We start from the raw sequence: 18,623 nt of genomic DNA, 5'->3' as shown, positions 1-18,623 counted from the left end.
GAACTCCCGGTGTGCCGACGGTGGCTCTCATGCTAGGCCCGCGGAGCCGGATGCGGCAGGCCCGGCAGCACCCTGCCCGATTCGGGCAAAAGAAAACACCCCGGTCCGAAGACCGGGGTGCTCCCCATTCAAAGTGCCCTCGATAGGATTCGAACCTACGGCCTGTTGCTCCGGAGGCAACCGCTCTATCCCCTGAGCTACGAGGGCAAGGACGCCGGTAAACCGGCAGGTCCTGTGGGACTCAAGAAGCTTAGCAGGTCCGGCGCGCCGTGTGAAAACGTCCCCGAATCCGGCAGCGGAACCGGCAGTGGAACCGGCCGCCCGGTGCGCGCTTTCCCCGGGCAAAAACGTCAGTAGCCCAGGAAAGCATCCGTCCGCACGGAACGGCCGCCGGCAGCCCGGACCGCGGCACGCGCCGCCGCCACGGCAGCAGGTGACCCGGACACATACGCGGCACGCTGCGCCACATCCGGAACAGCCGAAGCAAGGGCCTGTCCATCCGGCAGGCCGGGGCCAAGATGCGTCCATCCGCTGATCTGCGGATCGGTCGGCGTGCAGACCAGGACGCGGATGCCCAAGCCGTGCAGCTCAGCGGCATACGCCAGCTCGTCCACCGAGGATGCGGCGTACACCAGGACGACGTCGCGGGTTACGGAACCGCCGGCAGCGAGGGAACGCAGCTGGCTCATGAACGGAGTGATGCCGATGCCGGAAGCGATCAGCAGCAGCGGCGCCGCAGGATCGCGGGGGAGCAGGAAGTCTCCGGCCACTGACGTGGCGGACACCACGGCGCCCGGCTTCAGCTTCAGCAGCGCGGTCTTGAAGGAACTGGCAGGTTCGGTGGCACGCAAGCCCACGGCCACGCTGGCGGAGTCTTCCGGCGCCGTGGCGAGGCTGAAGATCCGCCGGGTTCCGCGGGCATCGGCGCTGCCGTGCGGGAGGCTCAGCTCAACATACTGGCCCGGCTGGAACCGCAGCGGACGCACCGGTTCAAACACCAGCTCCCGCGCGGTGGGCGTCAGGGCCCGGTTCTCACGCAGCCGCAGCCGGATCCCGGCACGCGGCGCCAGCGCAAAGGCCAGCAGGTTGCCAACCAGCAGGGCCAGCTCAGGGGACATGAAAACCGGTCCAAGATTGAGCGGGACGGCGAACAGGACGCCGACGACGGCGGCTTCCAGCAGCCGCTGCGGGCGCCGCGGCGGCAGGGTCAGCGGTTCGGACAGCATGAACCCGGCAAAGAACAGCACCGGATAGGAGGCCAGAAGCGTGCCGAAGGCTCCCGTCAGCGGTTCCCCGGCGGCGCTGAGCCGCACAACGATGATGAGCCCCGAGACGAGCAGGAACACGCCGGCCATGGGCAGCAGCCGGTTCCGGTACAGGACCAGGGCCGCCGCGGGGAGCACCGCCACCAGCATCAGCGGCGCCGCCACCCACCAGACGGCGCTGCCCAGCCCGGTCAGCGCCAGGACCGCTGCACCCAGGGCTGCCGGGTTGAAGATATGGCGGCCCCGCCAGGCCAGCAGGTACTTCGAGGCGGTGGCGGTGCCGGCCGCCAGTGCCACGGTCAGCAGCCCGGCTCCGTCCGTCGTGGGCCACAGCAGGAAAAAGAGCAGCAGCCCGGTGATCAGCGAGGAGTCGGTCTGCGGCCGGGTGCGGAACAGCAGGCCCATCACCCGGCTGGCGACCAGCGAGGCAACGACGGCGGTGACGGCGGTGGCCGCCAGCTCCGCCGGCGCAAAGAACAGCTGCCCGGCGAAGGACAGCACAAATGACCAGGCCGTGATCGCCAGCAGCAGGAACACGGTGAGGCGGTACATCGTCCAGCGGCCGGTGAAGGCGTCCAGCCGGCGGGTCGGAGCGGGCAGGGAAAGGCTCATGAAAACAGGACTCCAGCCATGGCATCTGAATAGGTGGCCCGCCCGTCCGAGAACATCCGCACATAGTCAAAGGCGAATTCCTCGGCGAGCAGGTCCGGGTCGGTGAAAAACAGGGCGGTGGCCAGGCCGTCGGCGGTCATGGCGTCCTCGGCCAGCACCCAGGTGGCCGCCACTGCCTCGACGGGCCGGCCGGTTCCGGCGTCCACAATGTGGTGCAGTCCTTCGCCCCAGGCGCGGCGGTTCGCGGCGGACGCGCAGAGGGCGCGGTTCCGCAGCGGCACGACACCGATGGCCCGGGTGGCGTCATAGGGATGTTCCAGGGCCACCCGCAGCCCGCGTTCGCCGGCGTGCCGCAGGTCCGAACCGGCGTCGACAGTGAGATTCCGATGCCCGGCGGCACGCAGCAGGCCAAAGACCAGGTCAACGAGCTGGCCCTTGCCGGCCGCACCGATGTCGAAGGTGACCGGCGCCGTGGTGCTCAGCTGCGTCCCGTCTTCCGCCTGCCGCCAACCGGCGGTCAGGGTCCAGTCGGGTGCAGCGGAGGGGCCGGAGCTGGAGAACGAGTAGGCGGCGTCATACCCGAGCTTTTCCAGCGAGTGCCCCACCAGCGGATTCACCGCGCCGCCGGTGAGCCGGTGCAGGGTGTCGAAAAGCCGCAGCAGCGGGACAGCGGAGGGCGGAAGCTGCACCGTCCCGGCCTCCTGCGCCAGCGGAGCGATCACTGAATCGCGGCGAAACCGGGAATAGGTCCGGTCGTATCCGGCCACCAGGTCCGCAACGTCATCGCGCTGCTGCCCGCTCAGCGGCTCATCAGTGGTGATGGTCCAGGCGGTGCCGATGGCGTCGAAGGTCAGGTCCGGCATGGGGGCAGGGGATCAGTTCGCGGCTTCGGTGCGGATGGACTCCAGGGCCTTGTTGAAGCCGCTGCTGGTCAGCGAGGAGCCGGCAATCTTGTCGACGTCGAGCTCGTCGAGGTTCTTGCCCACCACCTCTTCCTGGACCCCGGAGGTGAACTCCCGCTGGTACTGCTTGGAAGTGGGGTGGTTGCCCGAGGCGGTGACCTCCAGGGCCGTCACCACGCCGCCTTCGAGCGTCAGGGTGACATCCACTTCCTCGGTCGTGTTCGACGGCGGCGTGTAGGTTCCCTGTGCCGAGTACTCGCCGTCGGCGTAGCTGCCGGCCGGTTCCCCCGACTGCGGTGCGGCACTCTGGGGTGCGGCACTCTGCGGTGCCGCCGACTGCGGTGCGGCCGAGGCAGCGGTGGAGGGCTCGGCGGCCGGAGCCTCGTCCGATGCCTGTCCCGAACAGGCGGTGGAGACCAGGGTCAGGGAAGCGGCGGTGAACAGCAGGGTCTTGCGTGTGGGGTTCAATGTGTCTCCTGGAGATGGGGCAGCAGGCGGGCACCGGGCCGGCGCTCGCAAGTTTCGGTCCCGTGTCCGTATCCATTACAACGTATCCGGATGAACCATGCCTATCGGGTGACCCATGCCTGGAAACGTGCTGTTGGGTTGGCCATGGGGGAAGTCATGGGGGAAGCCACAGGGGAAGTCACAGGGGGAAGCCATGGGGGAAGTCGCTGGGAAGTCATGGGGGAGGTCATGGGGGAAGCCACGGGAAAGTCTCCGGCGACGTAACGGTTCGCGGAACAGCACCTGCCCGGCGGCTATGCTTAACCGGTGACTCCTGAAGAACTTTCCTCCGCCGTAACTGCCTGCCTCCAAGACGCCATCGATGCCGGTGACTTCAGCATCGACGTGCCCCGGGAGGTGCGTGTGGAGCGTCCGAAGAACAGGGACCACGGTGACTGGGCCACCAACATCGCCCTGCAGCTGTCCAAGCAGGCCGGGATGAACCCGCGCCAGTTTGCTGAAATCCTCAAGAACCGCCTCGAGAAGATCGACGGCGTCGCCAAAGTGGACATCGCCGGACCGGGCTTCCTGAACATCACCCTCGCCGCCGGTGCCGCCGGCGAACTGGTGAAGACCATTGTGGCCGCCGGCGACTCGTACGGCACCTCGGAGGTCCTGAAGGGCACCCGGATCAACCTGGAGTTCGTCTCCGCCAACCCCACCGGCCCGATCCACCTCGGCGGAACCCGCTGGGCCGCCGTCGGCGACGCCCTGGCCCGGGTCTTCCAGTCGCAGGGCGCCGAGGTCACCCGCGAGTACTACTTCAATGACCACGGCGCGCAGATCGACCGCTTCGCCCGCTCCCTGCTGGCCTCCGCCAAGGGCGAACCGGCCCCGGAGGACGGCTACGCCGGTGCCTACATCGAGGACATCGCCAACCGGGTGCTCGGCGCGGAACCGAACATCATGAGCCTGCCCGAGGCCGAGGCCCAGGAGCGTTTCCGCGCCGTGGGCGTGGACTTCATGTTCACCGACATCAAGGAATCGCTGCACAACTTCGGCGTGGACTTCGACGTCTTCTTCCACGAGGACTCGCTGCACGAAAACGGCCAGGTGGACAAGCTCCTGGAGCAGCTCAAGGGCTCGAAGAACCTGTACGAGAAGGACGGCGCCTGGTGGCTGAACTCCACGGAGTTCGGCGACGACAAGGACCGCGTGGTCATCAAGTCCGACGGCAAGGCGGCGTACATCGCCGGTGACATCGCGTACATCCAGAACAAGCGTGACCGCGGCTTCGACCTCAACTTCTACATGCTCGGCGCCGACCACCACGGCTACGTCGTCCGGCTCAAGGCCGCGGCCGCAGCACTGGGCCACGACCCGGCCTGCGTTGAGGTGCTGATCGGGCAGATGGTGAACCTGGTCAAGGACGGCAAGCCGGTGCGCATGTCCAAGCGAGCCGGCACCGTGGTGACCCTCGAGGACCTGGTCGACGCCGTGGGCGTGGACGCCGCCCGCTACACGCTGGCCCGCTTCTCCGCCGATTCCAACATCGACGTCGACCTGGACCTGCTGACCAAGCGCAGCAACGAGAACCCGGTGTTCTACGTCCAGTACGCCCACGCCCGCACCTACGCCCTGGCCCGCAATGCCGAGGCGGCCGGCGTCGACGATTCTGCGTTCGACGCTTCCCTGCTCACGCACCCGACCGAAGGCGAACTGCTGGCAGCGCTGGGACAGTATCCCGGCGTCGTCGCGCAGGCCAGCGCCTTCCGCGAACCGCACCGCGTGGCCCGCCACCTGGAAGTCATCGCCGGAACCTACCACCGCTGGTACGACGCCTGCCGCATCGCCCCGCAGGGCGACGAGGAGATCACCGACGTCAACCGCACCCGCCTGTGGCTGAACCTCGCCGCCCGCCAGGTCCTGGCCAACGGCCTGGGCCTGCTGGGAGTCTCAGCACCGGAACGGATGTAAACCGTGACTGTTTCCCCGCTCGCCCCCGAGTGGCTCAGCCATCCGGCGGACGCCAATGCCCTGCGCCCCCTGATGTGGGCCCGCGACGTGAGCCGCAACGGCTCCGGCGAACTCGAAGTTGCCGGCGTGGCGGTGTCCGCGCTGGCGAAGGAGTTCGGCACGCCGCTGTTCGTGGTGTCGGAGGCCGACTTCCGGGCCCGCGCCCGGGACTTCAAGGACTCCTTTGACGCCGCGTTCGCCGACCTGTGCGGGGGAGTGGATGTCTACTACGCCGGCAAGGCCTTCCTCTGCACCGAGGTGGCCCGCTGGGTGGCCTCCGAAGGCCTGCGCCTGGACACCTGCTCCGGCGGGGAACTGGCAGTGGCCTGCCGCGCCGGAATCCCCGGCGCCGACCTGGGCCTGCACGGCAACAACAAGTCGGACGCCGAACTCACCCGGGCCCTGGACATGGGCCTGGGCCGGATCGTCGTGGACAGCATGGCGGAACTGGCGCGCCTGGGCGCCCTGGCGTCCTCCCGCGGCGAGCAGGCCAACGTCATGCTGCGCCTGACGCCCGGCGTCCATGCCCACACGCATGAGTTCATCGCCACCGCGCACGAGGACCAGAAGTTCGGACTCTCCATGGCACCGGACCCCGAGGCCGGCGGAATCTCGCCCGCCGCCGCGGCCGTTGCCGCGGCCCTGGACCATGAGGGCATCCGCCTGCTGGGCCTGCACTGCCACATCGGATCCCAGATCTTCGAGCCCGAAGGCTTCGAGCTGGCCGCACGGCGGCTGCTCGGGTTCCTGGCCCAGGTGAAGGCCGAGCACGGCGTCGAGCTGCCCGAGCTGGACCTCGGCGGCGGCTACGGCATCGCCTACACCGAGGCCGACACCCCGCGCCCGCCGGCCGAAATTGCCCGCGCGATGGCCGCCGTCGTCGGCTCCACCTGTGATGAGCTGGGACTGGCCGTTCCCCGGATCTCCATTGAACCCGGCCGCGCCATCGTTGGGCCCACCACCTTTACCCTGTACCGCGCCGGCACCGTCAAGACGGTGCGGGTGGACACCGACGGCGGCACCTCGCCGCGCCGGTATGTGTCGGTGGACGGCGGGATGAGCGACAACGCGCGCCCGGTGCTGTACGACGCCGACTACTCGGCAGTGCTCGCCTCGCGCAGCTCCGAAGATGACGCGGTTATGTCACGCGTGGTTGGCAAACACTGCGAGAGCGGGGACATAGTGGTTCGGGACGTCTACCTGCCGGCCGATACGGCTGACGGTGACCTGTTGGCCGTTCCCGGAACCGGTGCGTACTGTTGGGCGCTGGCCAGCAACTACAACTACATCGCCCGGCCGCCCGTTGTCGCCGTCCGGGACGGCGCCGCCCGGCTGATCATCCGCGGTGAAACGGAAGACGACCTGTTGGCCCGCGACGTCTTCGCGTCCAGCGCGCGACCGACCGAAACGCAAAAGGAGTAGGCCCACATCATGAACACCCTGAAAGTTGCCCTGTTGGGATGCGGAAACGTTGGCTCACAGGTGGCCCGGATCCTCATCAACGACGCCGAAGACCTGGCCTCGCGCACCGGAGCCCGGCTGGAGCTGACCGGCATCGCCGTCCGCAATCCGAACGTGCCCCGCGACGTTGACCTGCCGAAGGACCTCTTCACCACCGATGCCGAGGCCCTGGTGGAAAACGCCGACATCGTCATTGAGCTGATGGGTGGCATGGAGCCGGCCCGCACGCTGATGCTCCACGCCATCGGCCACGGTGCGTCAGTGGTCACCGGCAACAAGGCGCTGCTGGCTGCCGACGGCGCCGCACTGTTCCAGAAAGCCGACGCCGCGGGCGTCCGGCTGGCCTACGAGGCAGCCGTCGCAGGTGCGATCCCCATCCTGCGCCCGATCCGCGACAGCCTTTCCGGCGACCGGATCACCCGCGTGCTGGGAATCGTCAACGGCACCACCAACTACATCCTTGACGCGATGGACTCCACCGGCGCGCAGTTCGCCGACGCCCTCGCCGAAGCCCAGCGCCTGGGCTATGCGGAAGCCGATCCCACCGCGGACGTGGAGGGCCACGACGCCGCCGCCAAGGGCGCGATCCTCGCCTCGCTGGCGTTCCACACCACCTTTGACCTGGCGAACGTGTCCTGCGAGGGCATTTCCTCGGTCACCGCCGAGGACATCGCTGCCGCGCAGGATGCCGGCTTCGTCATCAAGCTGCTCGCCATCGCCGAAAAGCTGGAGAACGACGGCGAACCCGGCGTCAGCGTGCGGGTGCACCCCACGCTGCTGCCGCGCACCCATCCGCTGGCCGCTGTCCACGGCGCGTTCAACGCCGTGTTCGTGGAAGCCGAAAACGCCGGAGAGCTGATGTTCTACGGCCAGGGCGCCGGCGGCGCCCCGACCGCCTCGGCCGTGATGGGCGACGTCGTCAGCACCGCCCGCCGCCTCGTGCTGGGCGGACCGCTGGGCGCTGAAACCCCCACCGGCCATGTTCAGGCCCTGCCGATGCCGATGGTCACCACCAGCTACAGCATCGGCCTGCAGGTCACCGACCAGCCGGGCGTGCTGGCAGCCGTGGCCCGGGTGTTCGCCGATCACGGCGTCTCCATCGAAACGATGCGCCAGACCATCCACGGCGACGGCACCGGAGCAGCGGCAGAACTGCGCTTCGTGACGCACCGTGCCTCCGAAGCTGCCCTGGCAGCCACCGTCGAGGCCATCAAGGGCCTGGACGTCATCATTTCCGTCACATCCGTCCTGCGGGTAGAAGGGGTCTAACACAGTGGCTCAGCAATGGCGCGGCGTTATCCGCGAGTACGCCGATCGTCTTCCCGTAACCGACAGCACCGAGATCATCACGCTGGGCGAGGGCGGCACGCCCCTGGTCCGGGCGAAGGCGCTGTCCGAGCTCACCGGCAATGAGGTCTACCTCAAGGTCGAAGGCATGAACCCCACCGGCTCCTTCAAGGACCGCGGCATGACGATGGCCATCACGGCCGCCGTCGAGTCCGGCGCCAAGGCCGTGGTCTGCGCGTCCACCGGCAACACCTCCGCCTCGGCCGCGGCATATGCCACGCAGGCCGGCATCACCTGCGCCGTCCTGGTGCCGGACGGCAAGATCTCCATGGGCAAGCTCAGCCAGGCCATCGCCCACGGCGCCGAGCTGCTGCAGGTCAACGGCAACTTCGACAACTGCCTGGACGTGGCCCGCAAGCTCGCCGAGGCCTACCCGGTGTTCCTGGTCAACTCGGTCAACCCGGCACGCATCGAAGGCCAGAAGACCGCAGCCTTTGAGGTGGTTGACGCCCTGGGCGACGCCCCGGACCTGCACCTGCTGCCCGTCGGCAACGCCGGCAACATCACCGCGTACTGGAAGGGCTACACCGAGTACGCCGCGCCGTACACCAACCTCGCCGGAACCGAGCTGGCCCCGGTCGCCACCAAAACCCCCGCCATGTGGGGCTTCCAGGCCGAGGGGGCCTCGCCCCTGGTGCAGGGCCACCCCGTCACGGACCCGGACACCATTGCCACTGCCATCCGCATCGGCAACCCGGCCTCCTGGGACCAGGCCATCGCCGCCCGGGACGAGTCCGGTGGGCTGATCGAAGCCGTCACCGACACGGAGATCCTTGAGGCGCACCGCTGGCTGTCCTCCCGCGAGGGCGTCTTCGTGGAGCCGGCCTCCGCCGCCGGAGTTGCGGGGCTGCTCAAGAAGCATGCCGCCGGCGAGGTTCCCACCGGCAAGAAGATTGTCATCACCGTCACCGGCCACGGCCTGAAGGACCCCCAGTGGGCGCTGCGCACTGCCGACGGTTCCGATGTGGAGCCCACCAAGGTGGAGTTCGACGTCGTATCCGTGGCTGCCGCGCTGGGCCTGGAAGCACAGGCCGCGGGCTAGAGCGAGATGCATGTGAGCGATTCCGCGGCACCTTCCCGCACCGCCGTGGCCGAAGGCCAGGACGTCACGGTCCGGGTGCCGGCCACCAGCGCCAACCTGGGACCGGGCTTTGACAGCCTGGGACTGGCCGTTGGCCTGTTCGACACCGTGCGGGTGCGCACCGTCGGCGAGCCCGGCACCACCGTCAGCATCACCGGCGAAGGCGCCGGCACGCTGCCCACCGACGGCACCCACCTGGTGGTCCGGACCATCCGGCTCACGGTGGAAGCCGCCGGATATTCGCTGCCGGGGCTGCGTCTGGACGCGGACAACGTCATTCCGCACGGCCGCGGCCTGGGCTCCTCCGCCTCGGCCATCGTGTCCGGCGTCCTGGCGGGCAATGCCCTGCTGCCGCCGGAGCACCGGCTGGACGCCGCCGGGCTGCTGGATTTGTGCTCCCGGCTGGAGGGTCATCCGGACAACGTGGCTCCGGCGCTGGCCGGCGGACTGGCGATCTCCTGGGAGGAGGCCGGAACGTTCCGGTCGGTGACGGCCCCGGTGCATCCGGACATCATTCCGGTTGCTGCCGTTCCGGCCAACGAACTGTCCACGGAAAGTGCCCGCGGGCTGCTTCCGGCGGCCGTGCCGCATCCCGCGGCAGCGGCCAATTCGGGCCGGGCGGCACTGCTGGTCCATGCCCTGGCCGCCGATCCGGCGCTGCTGCCGGAGGGCACGCGGGATTTCCTGCACCAGGATTATCGGGCCGAGGCCGAGGCCATGGCGCCCAGCGCCGCTTTGATGGCCCATCTGAGGGCCAACGGGCTCGCTGCGGTCATCTCCGGCGCCGGGCCCACCGTCATGGCCCTGGCCAACGGAACGGATCAGGCACGCAGCGCGGAAGAGCTGATTACCGAGTACCTGACGGCCGCCGGAACTACGCAATTTTGGCGTGTTTTGCGGCTCAGTGTGGACCGAGATGGTGCTAGAGTGGAAGAGCACCAGCGGTACTAACCGTCTTGTGTTCCCGCATCCAGCTTGTGCTCCTGCATCCAGGCCGTCCGTTTCTGGACCGCCGGCGAAGAATTGTTGAAAACTCTTTGTTGAGGGCATTGTGTCCAAACACCGTGTCGGAAACTGTTATTCAGTTGCGGAAGTGCAATTCTCGGTGCAGCCTTCCGGGTACTGCCAAGAAACGGTCAGTCCCCATGAATGCCGCATAGTTCGGCAGCGAAGCTGACCAAACTCCTGTGGATTTCTTTCCAAGAGGCACCCAGTAGATTCGCCGATTCCCGGCTCTTACCGGCAACCGGCGAACCCTGACCCCCATGTCTGACCATAGGGGGACCAGGGCCAAATCATCCGCGGCCGGCACTGCGCCGGACCGCCCGACGAGGGGGAAGGATCCTTCGTGACAGACACCACTGACCTGACAACAGGTGTGGACTCAGCTACCGCCGGAATCAACGGCGAAGCGACTTCAAAAAGCTCCGGTCTTGCGGGCCTCAAGCTCGCACAGCTCCAGGCGCTTGCCGGCCAGCTTGGCATTACCGGCGGGTCCCGCATGCGCAAGGGAGATCTCGTAACAGCCATCTCCAACCATCAGCGGGGCGGCGCAGTTGCCGACCGCCCGGTGCGCGGCGCCAAGACTGACGCCGCACAGGCCGACGGCGCCAAGGCTGGTTCCGACCGCTCAGCCCCGGCAGCTGCCGAGGCGCCCGCCGCCGAGCAGTCGGCTCCGGAGCGTCCGGCCCGGACCCGCAACCGCAACCGCCGCGCTGCCAGTGACGGAGTCGTCACTGCGCCCGCAGCGGAAGCACCGGCTCCGGCCGCGGAGGCACCGCCCGCCCAGGCCGAAACCGTCCGCGAGGAGACCCCCCGCGAGGACAACCAGCGGGAGCGCGGCAACCGCCGTTCACGCAGCCGCCGCGCCGACAGCGAGGCATCGGACAACGGCCGGTCCGAGAACACACGGTCTGAGAACGGCCGGGACAACAACAAGGCCGAGCAGCCGAGCACCGAGTCCGCGCCGTCAAACGCGTCGGAGAACGGTAACGGAGCAGCTGCCAACGGTTCAGAGGACCGCAGCCGCGAGAACGGCCGGGACAAGCGCGAGAACTCCCGCGGCGACCGGGACAACACCCGGGCCGAGCGTGAGAACAACCGCGAAAACACCCGCGAGAACCGCGAGAACACCCGCGAAAACCGGGACAACACCCGCGGCGACCGGGACAACAACCGCGAGAACACCCGCGGTGACCGCGAGAACGCCCGCGACAGCCGCGACGACAGCGAAGAAAACGGCCGGGGCCGCAACCGCCGCAACCGCAACCGCAGCGACCGCAATGACCGCGGCGACCGGAACGACCGCAGTGAGCGGAACGACCGGAACGACCGCAACGACCGCAGCGACCGGAACGACCGTTTCCGCGACCGCAACGAGCGCCGCCGCAACCGGAACCAGAACCCGGACGTTGACGACGTTGAGGTCACCGAAGACGACGTCCTGCTGCCCGTGGCCGGCATCCTGGACGTCCTCGAGAACTACGCGTTTGTGCGGACCTCCGGCTACCTGCCGGGCCCGAACGACGTCTACGTTTCCCTGGCCCAGGTCAAGAAGTACAACCTGCGCAAGGGCGACGCCGTTGTCGGTGCCATCCGTGCTCCCCGCGAAGGCGAGAACCAGGGCGGCAACCAGCGCCAGAAGTTCAACGCGCTGGTCCGCCTGACCACTGTCAACGGCAAACCGGCCGAGGACAACAAGGACCGCGTGGAGTTCTCCAAGCTGGTTCCGCTGTACCCCTCCGAGCGCCTGCGCCTGGAGACCTCCGCCAAGGTGATCGGCCCGCGCGTCATCGACCTGGTGGCCCCGATCGGCAAGGGCCAGCGCGGCCTGATCGTCTCGCCGCCCAAGGCCGGCAAGACGCTCATCCTGCAGGCAATCGCCAACGCCATCACGATCAACAATCCTGAGGTCCACCTCATGATGGTCCTCGTGGACGAGCGCCCCGAAGAAGTCACGGACATGCAGCGCACGGTCAAGGGCGAGGTCATTGCCTCCACCTTCGACCGTCCCGCCGATGACCACACCACGGTGGCTGAACTTGCCATCGAGCGTGCCAAGCGCCTCGTGGAAATGGGCAACGACGTCGTCGTTCTCCTGGACTCCATGACCCGCCTGGGCCGTGCCTACAACCTGGCCGCTCCGGCGTCGGGCCGCATCCTGTCCGGTGGTGTGGATTCGTCCGCACTGTACCCGCCCAAGCGTTTCTTCGGTGCTGCCCGCAACATCGAAAACGGCGGATCGCTGACCATCCTGGCCACGGCCCTGGTGGAGACCGGATCCAAGATGGACGAGGTCATCTTCGAGGAATTCAAGGGCACCGGCAACATGGAACTGCGCCTGTCCCGCAACCTTGCGGACAAGCGCATCTTCCCGGCCGTGGACGTCAACGCGTCCGGTACCCGCCGCGAAGAGAACCTGCTGTCCCCTGATGAGGTCAAGATCATGTGGAAGCTGCGCCGTGTGCTGTCGGGCCTGGACACCCAGTCGGCGCTGGAACTGCTGACCGGCAAGATTCGGGAAACGCAGTCCAACGTCGAATTCCTGATGCAGATCCAGAAGACCACCCTGGGCACCAAGGACGACTAGCTGCCTTACCGAGCCGCTCATGCTCCGCTGTCCGCATCCGCGGAGACCGGAGCCTGGGCGGCTTGGCAGTTAACCCGCAGGTGCACTTCCGGTCACGGATAAACTGCTGATGGGCAGTCTAAGAATTCCGCAGTGGTGAAAGATTTCAGGATCCGGCCCGAGTTCGGGCCAGGGTCCACAGTCGAAAGAGGAACGTAAAACATGTTTGAGTCCATACAGGGTCTGTTGGATGAGCACGAAGAGCTGCAGCTGCGGCTTTCCGATCCGGCGGTGCACGCGGACCAGGGCCTCGCCCGGCGGCTCGGACGGCGCTACGCCGAACTCAGCCGCATCGTGGACGCCTACAACAAGTGGCACGCCCTCGAAGACGATCTCGCAGCGGCTTCCGAAATGGCAGCTGACGATCCCGAATTCGCCGCCGAGGTTCCGGTCCTTCAGGAGCAGCTCGACGAGGCCCAGGAGAAGCTGCGCCGACTGCTGATTCCCCGCGACCCCAACGACGGCCGCGACGTCATCATTGAGGTCAAGGGCGGTGAAGGCGGCGACGAAGCTGCCCTGTTCGCCGGTGACCTGCTGCGCATGTACACCCGCTACGCCGAGACCCGGGGCTGGAAGACTGAAATCATCACCTCCACGGAGTCGGACCTGGGCGGTTACAAGGACGTCTCCATGGCCATCAAGGGTTCCTCCAACGACCCGGCCGAAGGCGTCTATGCCCGCCTGAAGTACGAGGGCGGCGTCCACCGGGTGCAGCGTGTTCCGGTCACGGAATCCCAGGGCCGGATCCACACCTCGGCCGCCGGCGTGCTGGTGCTTCCCGAAGTGGACGAGCCTGAAGAAGTCGAGATCAGCCAGAACGACCTGAAGATTGACGTTTACCGGTCCTCGGGCCCGGGCGGCCAGTCGGTCAACACCACCGACTCCGCCGTGCGCATCACCCACCTTCCCACCGGAATTGTGGTGGCCATGCAGAATGAGAAGTCACAGCTGCAGAACCGCGAAGCCGGCATGCGCGTGCTCCGCTCCCGCATCCTGGCCCACCGGCAGGCTGAGATCGACGCCGCGAACTCGGACATCCGCAAGTCCCAGATCCGCACCATGGACCGTTCCGAGCGCATCCGCACCTACAACTACCCGGAAAACCGGATTGTGGACCACCGCACCGGCTACAAGGCCTACAACCTGGACACCGTGATGAACGGCGACCTCGAAGCCGTGGTGCAGGCCGCGATCGAAATGGATGAGCAGGCGCGCCTCGACGCCATCGGTGACGAGAACTAACCTTCGACATGGAATCCACCACGCTGGCGGCGGCCCTGCGCGAAGCCGCCGCCATTCTGGCCGGTGCCGGCGTGCCGAGCCCGGCCGTGGACGCTGAGCTTCTCGCTGCCCACCTGCTGGGGGAGTCCCGCGGCCGGGTCAAGGCGCTGGCCTTCACCGACGCACCCGTGCCGCCCGGCTTCGAGGAGCTCGTCGCCGAACGTGCGTCCCGCGTCCCGCTGCAGCATCTGACCGGCACCGCCTCGTTCCGCTACCTCGAGCTGATGGTCGGGCCGGGTGTTTTCGTGCCGCGGCCCGAGACCGAGACCGTGGCGCAGCTCGCCATCGACGCCGCACGCCGGATTGCTGCCGAAGGCAAGGCGCCGGTCAAGGCAGTGGACCTGGGCACCGGATCCGGTGCCATTGCCGCGTCGCTGGCCACCGAGGTTCCGGAAGCCGAGGTGTACGCCGTTGAACTGAGCCCGCTGGCGTTGGCCTGGGCCCGGCGGAACCTCGAGCCGCTGGGGGTGCACCTTCTCCACGACGACCTGCGCACCGCCCTGGCGGACTCCGACGGAACGTTCGATGTGGTGGTTTCCAACCCGCCGTATGTGCCCGCGGACGCGGTTCCCAATGAGCCCGAGGCCGCCGAGCACGATCCGGCCATGGCGCTGTACGGCGGCGGCCGGGACGGACTGGAACTGCCGCTGGCCGCCGCCGGCACCGCTGCCCGGCTGCTGCGCACCTCCGGATACTTTGTGATGGAACATGCCGAGGTCCAGGCCGAGCGGATTGCTGCCCTGCTGGCAGCGCAGCCGTGCTGGCAGGACGTGGCGACACACACTGACCTCAACGGCCGCCCGCGGGCCACCTCCGCGGTGCGGACGGCACACGACATCTGAGAAGAAGGAACGAACTCTCCCGTGACTACCACCTATAACTGCACTGACCCGGACGGCCTGAGCGAGGGCCTGGCCAAGGCCCAGCAGGCCATAGCCGCCAAGCAGTGCGTGGTCCTGCCCACCGATACCGTCTACGGGATCGGCGCCGACGCCTTTTCGCCGCAGGCTGTTGCCACCCTGCTGGCCGCCAAGGGCCGCGGCCGGTCAATGCCGCCGCCCGTGCTGATTCCCCGGATGCAAACCATGGAGGGGCTGGCCGTGGACATCTCGGACGACGCGCGTGCCCTCGCCGAGGCGTTCTGGCCCGGCGGGCTGACCCTGATCTTCCATTCCCAGCCGTCCCTGACCTGGGACCTGGGAGACACGATGGGCACCGTGGCGCTGCGGATGCCCGATGACCGCATCGCGCTGGAGCTGCTGGCGCTGACCGGCCCGATGGCAGTCTCCTCGGCGAACCGCACCGGAAACCCCGCAGCCCAGAGCGCCGCCGAGGCGCGGACGCAGCTGGCCGAATCCGTGGAGGTCTACCTCGAAGCGGGCCACCGGCCCGAGCAGGGCGCCTCCGGTGTGCCCTCGACCATCGTGGACGCCACCTCGGAAATCCTTCGCGTGGTTCGCCCCGGCGCGATCAGCCTGGAGCAGCTCCAGGCGGTCGTGCCCGGAGTTCAGGGACCGGCAGAGGACGCCGTTTAGCGGGAAACCCGTTCGGGAAGTCTCTCCGAGGCCCGGTAGCCGGCCGGTTCGCTGTTCTGCAGCGAGCTCAGGATCTCCTGCACCCGGGGTTCGGGGACACTGCCGGTGGCCTCGGCCCAGCCCGCAACCTGCCGCTGGCCGAACCACATCATCTCCAGCCGGCGCAGCGGGCCGTGCAGCCGCTCACCGGCGAGGCCGGAGAGCCGGTAGCCGCACCACAGCGCGCTCCGGCACAGCCACGCGGGCAGGCGGACCGGCTTGCGGCCGCCCGCCGCCTCGAGCACTCCGGCCACCGTCGAGCGTTCCCATGGCTGCAGGACGACGGCGGGGACATCCCCGGCGTAGGACCCAACGGTGGTGATGAACTCCACCAGGGCATCCACGGAGCTGACCGGGGACGGGGCGGTCCCGTCGCCTGCGACCGAGGCCAGCGGAGAGGCCGCCAGCCGGGCGAGCTTGGCGGTGGTGGGACGCTGCGGCCCCTGCACCGACGTCGCCCGGATCGTCACGGCACTGCAGCCGCCGCCGGTGCGTTCCGCGAGGGCACGCTCGCCCAGCGCCTTGGACCGGGAGTAGGCCGAAAACGGCTGCACGTAGCCGGTTTCGTCCAGGTACGGGCGGTGGCCCTGGACGGCGGCACTGCTGAGGTGCACAAAGCGCCGGAGCCCGGCGGAATCTGCCGCGTCGGCGATGACAAGCGGCAGCAGCGAGTTGGCTCCGCGCAGGGCGGGGGAGTCCGTTCCGCCGGGCGTGGCCAGCCCGGCCGCGTTGACAACCACCCGGGCGCCCGTGAAGGCGGCGGCAAGCTCCGCCCGCACAGCCTCCAGGGCGGCGGCCTCAGCGAGCAGCCCCGCTGCATCCTGCGCAGATGACTCCAGCCGCGGTGCCTGGACAGTCCGCACCGTGATGCCGGCTTCCCGCAGGCCGGCGCAGACGGCTGCGCCGATAAAACCTGTGGAGCCCAGCACCACCCAAACGGATGCCGGGGGACCGGCCTGCTGCTGAACTGCGGATGCCTGCGGTGAAGAGAGGTGCTGCGTCAAACCTGATGTTTCCGATCGTGGTGGGGAAGGTCCTCAAGCGGCGGCAGGGGCTGCCATGATTCATCGTGCATGATGGCACGGCTTTCGCGCCAACCGCGCCACAGGCTGCCCACGCCGGAAATGCGGTGCTCCACGGCAAGCAGCCGCAGCACCTCCTTGCCGGCGGTCAGCAGGGTGCCCAGGGCGAAGCCTGCGCGGGAATACCTGCCGTGGGCGAGGAGATACTGGGCGGTGTGCCCGCGGTTGCGCATGGAGTAGAACCGGCTGAGGTCGCTGGAGTCGTTCAGGTGGCGGATGCCCAGGTCAATCTGCTTCTGCGGGCGGACCTTCTGCAGCACGAAGTCGTTGACGTACACCACGTCCGTCAGCCGCGAGGCAAGCCAGCCGTAGATTTCGTCGTCGCCGTTGATGAAGTACCGCGCATCCGGCAGCCCGATCCGGCGGACCAGGTCGGCGGAGATCAGCATGCCTTCGAAACAGCCCACGTTGGTGGAGAAAACCGGCGCGTCCCGGAAGACGTTGCCGCGGATGGGAACGTGGATGCCAAGGAACGGCAGGAAGCGGTGCTGCCAAAAAAACGGACTGCCCGCGTCATCGAGGCGCCGGCCGTGGATGCACTGGTACGTGCCGGTCCACTTGGTGAGGGCGGCCACCGCACCGGGAAGGACCACGACGTCATCGTCCATCACCCACAGCCATGACGCACCCTCGGCGAGGGCCCGCTCCACGCCGGCGGAAAACCCGCCGGCGCCTCCGGCGTTGACCGGCAGCCGGAGGTTCACCACCGGCATCGGCAGCCGGGAAGCCGCCGCGCTGATGATGGCCTGGGTGTCATCGGTGCTGGCGTTGTCCACCACGATGATCCGCTCCGGCGCCGGATCCAGCGCGGCCACCGAATCCAGCAGGCCGCGCAGGTAACCGGCCCGGTTAAACGTGGTGATGACCAGTGTCAGGGCGGTTCCGGGCACTGAGAGGTCGGAGCCGCTCATCAGAAACCGAAGTCCGACGGCGGGCCGAAACGGCCGCGCATGCCCGCGGTGTAGGCACGGAACCAGGCGGCAAAGCCACGCGGATCGCGCGTCTTGGCAAAGTGGATGGGATAACCCGCGGCGTCGGCTGCGAAGGAGCGCAGGCGCTTGTATTTCCAGGTCAGGTGGCCGCGGTTGCGGTAGAAGTAGAACTGTTTAAAGGCATTTTCGGGGACCAGCACGTGCAGCCGTTCCCCTGCCACCGGCTTGACCTCGGCCCAGGCGGCGGGATGGGTCAGCGCGACGGAGGTGACTGTGCCGAACCGCACGCCCGCACGGCGCAGGCGAATCATGAAGTCGGTTTCGTCACCCCGGATGAAGAGCCGCAGGTCCGGCAGGCCGACACGGAAGAACACGTCGGTGCGGATCAGCGCACCGTTGAAAAAATGCCCGATGTCGGGGATGAAGCCCAGTTTCTCCACCGCAGCGCGGTCGTGCGTGAGCTTGCCGTCCAGGCGGAAGTGAAAGGACAGGGTGTCGGGGTGTCCCGGAGCGACCACCAGGGGCAGGACAACATCGACGTTGTGTTCCCGGGCGGCCTCGAGCAGGGTCGACAGGCAGTGCGGATCCTCCGGATGGGCGTCGTCGTCCATGATCCAGATCCAGTCCGCGCCGCTGGCCATGGCCGACAGGATGGCCAGCGAAAAACCGCCGGCACCGCCCAGATTTGTGTTGGAGCGGATGTACGTGACGTTCGCCGCCGATGCTTCAGCGATATCCTGAACCGGAGACTTGCCGGAATCCACCAAGGAAACTGACGTAATGTTGCCGCTTTGGGCAGCCAATGAGCCCAGCAGGGTGGACACGTCGTCGGGACGGTCGAACGTTACAGCTGCTACGGCCACGGTGTCCGGCAAAATGATCCTTTCGGGGCAACCCGGATGAGCGGCCCAAGCCGAACGGAGAAGGGTGTGCAGTTAGAATGCTGATGAGATTCCAGTCTATTACACCGGATTCTTCCGAACTGTGTTTCAACC

15 protein-coding genes and 1 tRNA gene are annotated in these 18,623 nt (G+C 68.0%); 9 read left to right on the top strand and 7 right to left on the bottom strand.

Features of this window, described 5'->3' with window-relative positions; translation table 11 throughout:
• Window positions 1–134 precede the first annotated feature (134 nt).
• The 4 genes from QNO00_RS04110 to QNO00_RS04095 form a co-directional block, all read right to left on the bottom strand.
• Window positions 135–207, bottom strand: a tRNA-Arg gene (locus QNO00_RS04110).
• Window positions 208–350: 143 nt separating this feature from the next.
• Entirely contained in the window at window positions 351–1,877 is a 1,527-nt protein-coding gene (locus tag QNO00_RS04105) for a ferredoxin--NADP reductase (protein WP_284023717.1), read from the bottom strand.
• Window positions 1,874–2,740, bottom strand: a complete 867-nt coding sequence (locus QNO00_RS04100) for an FAD:protein FMN transferase (RefSeq protein WP_284023716.1) — start codon at window positions 2,738–2,740, stop codon at window positions 1,874–1,876. Before QNO00_RS04100 ends, QNO00_RS04105 begins: the two co-directional genes overlap by 4 nt.
• A 12-nt stretch (window positions 2,741–2,752) precedes the next feature.
• The gene (locus QNO00_RS04095; RefSeq protein ID WP_284023715.1) at window positions 2,753–3,247 is read right to left on the bottom strand and encodes an FMN-binding protein; all 495 of its coding nucleotides are present in this window, start codon (window positions 3,245–3,247) and stop codon (window positions 2,753–2,755) included.
• A gap of 306 nt (window positions 3,248–3,553) precedes the next feature.
• Here QNO00_RS04095 and argS point away from each other — a divergent pair, with 306 nt between their 5' ends.
• The 9 genes from argS to QNO00_RS04050 all read left to right on the top strand — a co-directional run bounded on the left by argS (window position 3,554) and on the right by QNO00_RS04050 (window position 15,575).
• Complete coding sequence (gene argS / locus QNO00_RS04090) at window positions 3,554–5,203, top strand: arginine--tRNA ligase (RefSeq protein WP_284023714.1); 1,650 nt, start codon at window positions 3,554–3,556, stop codon at window positions 5,201–5,203.
• Window positions 5,204–5,206: 3 nt separating this feature from the next.
• Complete coding sequence (gene lysA / locus QNO00_RS04085; RefSeq protein WP_284023713.1) at window positions 5,207–6,664, top strand: diaminopimelate decarboxylase; 1,458 nt, start codon at window positions 5,207–5,209, stop codon at window positions 6,662–6,664.
• Between the two features lie 9 nt (window positions 6,665–6,673).
• Complete coding sequence (locus QNO00_RS04080; protein WP_284023712.1) at window positions 6,674–7,972, top strand: homoserine dehydrogenase; 1,299 nt, start codon at window positions 6,674–6,676, stop codon at window positions 7,970–7,972.
• A 4-nt stretch (window positions 7,973–7,976) separates the two neighbouring features.
• Window positions 7,977–9,092 carry a threonine synthase gene (gene thrC / locus QNO00_RS04075; RefSeq protein ID WP_284023711.1) on the top strand — a complete coding sequence of 372 codons (1,116 nt, stop codon included), beginning with the start codon at window positions 7,977–7,979 and terminating at the stop codon, window positions 9,090–9,092.
• Between the two features lie 6 nt (window positions 9,093–9,098).
• Entirely contained in the window at window positions 9,099–10,082 is a 984-nt protein-coding gene (gene thrB / locus QNO00_RS04070; protein ID WP_502863077.1) for a homoserine kinase, read from the top strand.
• A 397-nt stretch (window positions 10,083–10,479) separates the two neighbouring features.
• A complete protein-coding gene (rho, locus tag QNO00_RS04065; RefSeq protein ID WP_284023709.1) occupies window positions 10,480–12,720 on the top strand; it encodes a transcription termination factor Rho in 2,241 nt (746 codons plus the stop codon).
• A gap of 201 nt (window positions 12,721–12,921) precedes the next feature.
• On the top strand, window positions 12,922–14,001 hold the full coding sequence (prfA, locus tag QNO00_RS04060; RefSeq protein ID WP_229965200.1) for a peptide chain release factor 1: 1,080 nt from the start codon (window positions 12,922–12,924) through the stop codon (window positions 13,999–14,001).
• Window positions 14,002–14,009: 8 nt separating this feature from the next.
• The gene (prmC, locus tag QNO00_RS04055) at window positions 14,010–14,882 is read left to right on the top strand and encodes a peptide chain release factor N(5)-glutamine methyltransferase (RefSeq protein WP_284023708.1); all 873 of its coding nucleotides are present in this window, start codon (window positions 14,010–14,012) and stop codon (window positions 14,880–14,882) included.
• 21 nt (window positions 14,883–14,903) lie between these two features.
• On the top strand, window positions 14,904–15,575 hold the full coding sequence (locus QNO00_RS04050; RefSeq protein WP_442860475.1) for an L-threonylcarbamoyladenylate synthase: 672 nt from the start codon (window positions 14,904–14,906) through the stop codon (window positions 15,573–15,575).
• Here QNO00_RS04050 and QNO00_RS04045 read toward each other — a convergent pair.
• From QNO00_RS04045 to QNO00_RS04035, 3 genes are read right to left on the bottom strand one after another with little or no spacing between them, the layout of a single operon-like run.
• Window positions 15,572–16,618, bottom strand: a complete 1,047-nt coding sequence (locus QNO00_RS04045; RefSeq protein ID WP_284023707.1) for an NAD-dependent epimerase/dehydratase family protein — start codon at window positions 16,616–16,618, stop codon at window positions 15,572–15,574. The genes QNO00_RS04050 and QNO00_RS04045 overlap by 4 nt on opposite strands.
• Window positions 16,615–17,607, bottom strand: a complete 993-nt coding sequence (locus QNO00_RS04040; protein WP_284023706.1) for a glycosyltransferase — start codon at window positions 17,605–17,607, stop codon at window positions 16,615–16,617. Before QNO00_RS04040 ends, QNO00_RS04045 begins: the two co-directional genes overlap by 4 nt.
• A complete protein-coding gene (locus QNO00_RS04035) occupies window positions 17,607–18,503 on the bottom strand; it encodes a glycosyltransferase (protein WP_229965204.1) in 897 nt (298 codons plus the stop codon). The genes QNO00_RS04040 and QNO00_RS04035 overlap by 1 nt, the downstream gene beginning before the upstream one ends.
• Between the last annotated feature and the right edge of the window lie 120 nt (window positions 18,504–18,623).

The organism is Arthrobacter sp. zg-Y1219 (genome assembly GCF_030125545.1).
GTDB lineage: Bacteria > Actinomycetota > Actinomycetes > Actinomycetales > Micrococcaceae > Arthrobacter_B.
Note: the sequence above shows the minus strand (reverse complement) of the source record. Positions and strands in the feature narration are given on the sequence as shown.

Excerpts from the sequence above, each read along its gene's own strand:
- QNO00_RS04105 (WP_284023717.1), bottom strand. The coding sequence starts at position 1,877 with ATGAGCCTTTCCCTGCCCGCTCCGACCCGCCGGCTGGACGCCTTCACC.
- QNO00_RS04100 (WP_284023716.1), bottom strand. The coding sequence starts at position 2,740 with ATGCCGGACCTGACCTTCGACGCCATCGGCACCGCCTGGACCATCACC.
- QNO00_RS04080 (WP_284023712.1), top strand. The coding sequence starts at position 6,674 with ATGAACACCCTGAAAGTTGCCCTGTTGGGATGCGGAAACGTTGGCTCA.
- thrB (WP_502863077.1), top strand. The coding sequence starts at position 9,099 with ATGCATGTGAGCGATTCCGCGGCACCTTCCCGCACCGCCGTGGCCGAA.
- prfA (WP_229965200.1), top strand. The coding sequence starts at position 12,922 with ATGTTTGAGTCCATACAGGGTCTGTTGGATGAGCACGAAGAGCTGCAG.
- prmC (WP_284023708.1), top strand. The coding sequence starts at position 14,010 with ATGGAATCCACCACGCTGGCGGCGGCCCTGCGCGAAGCCGCCGCCATT.
- QNO00_RS04040 (WP_284023706.1), bottom strand. The coding sequence starts at position 17,607 with ATGAGCGGCTCCGACCTCTCAGTGCCCGGAACCGCCCTGACACTGGTC.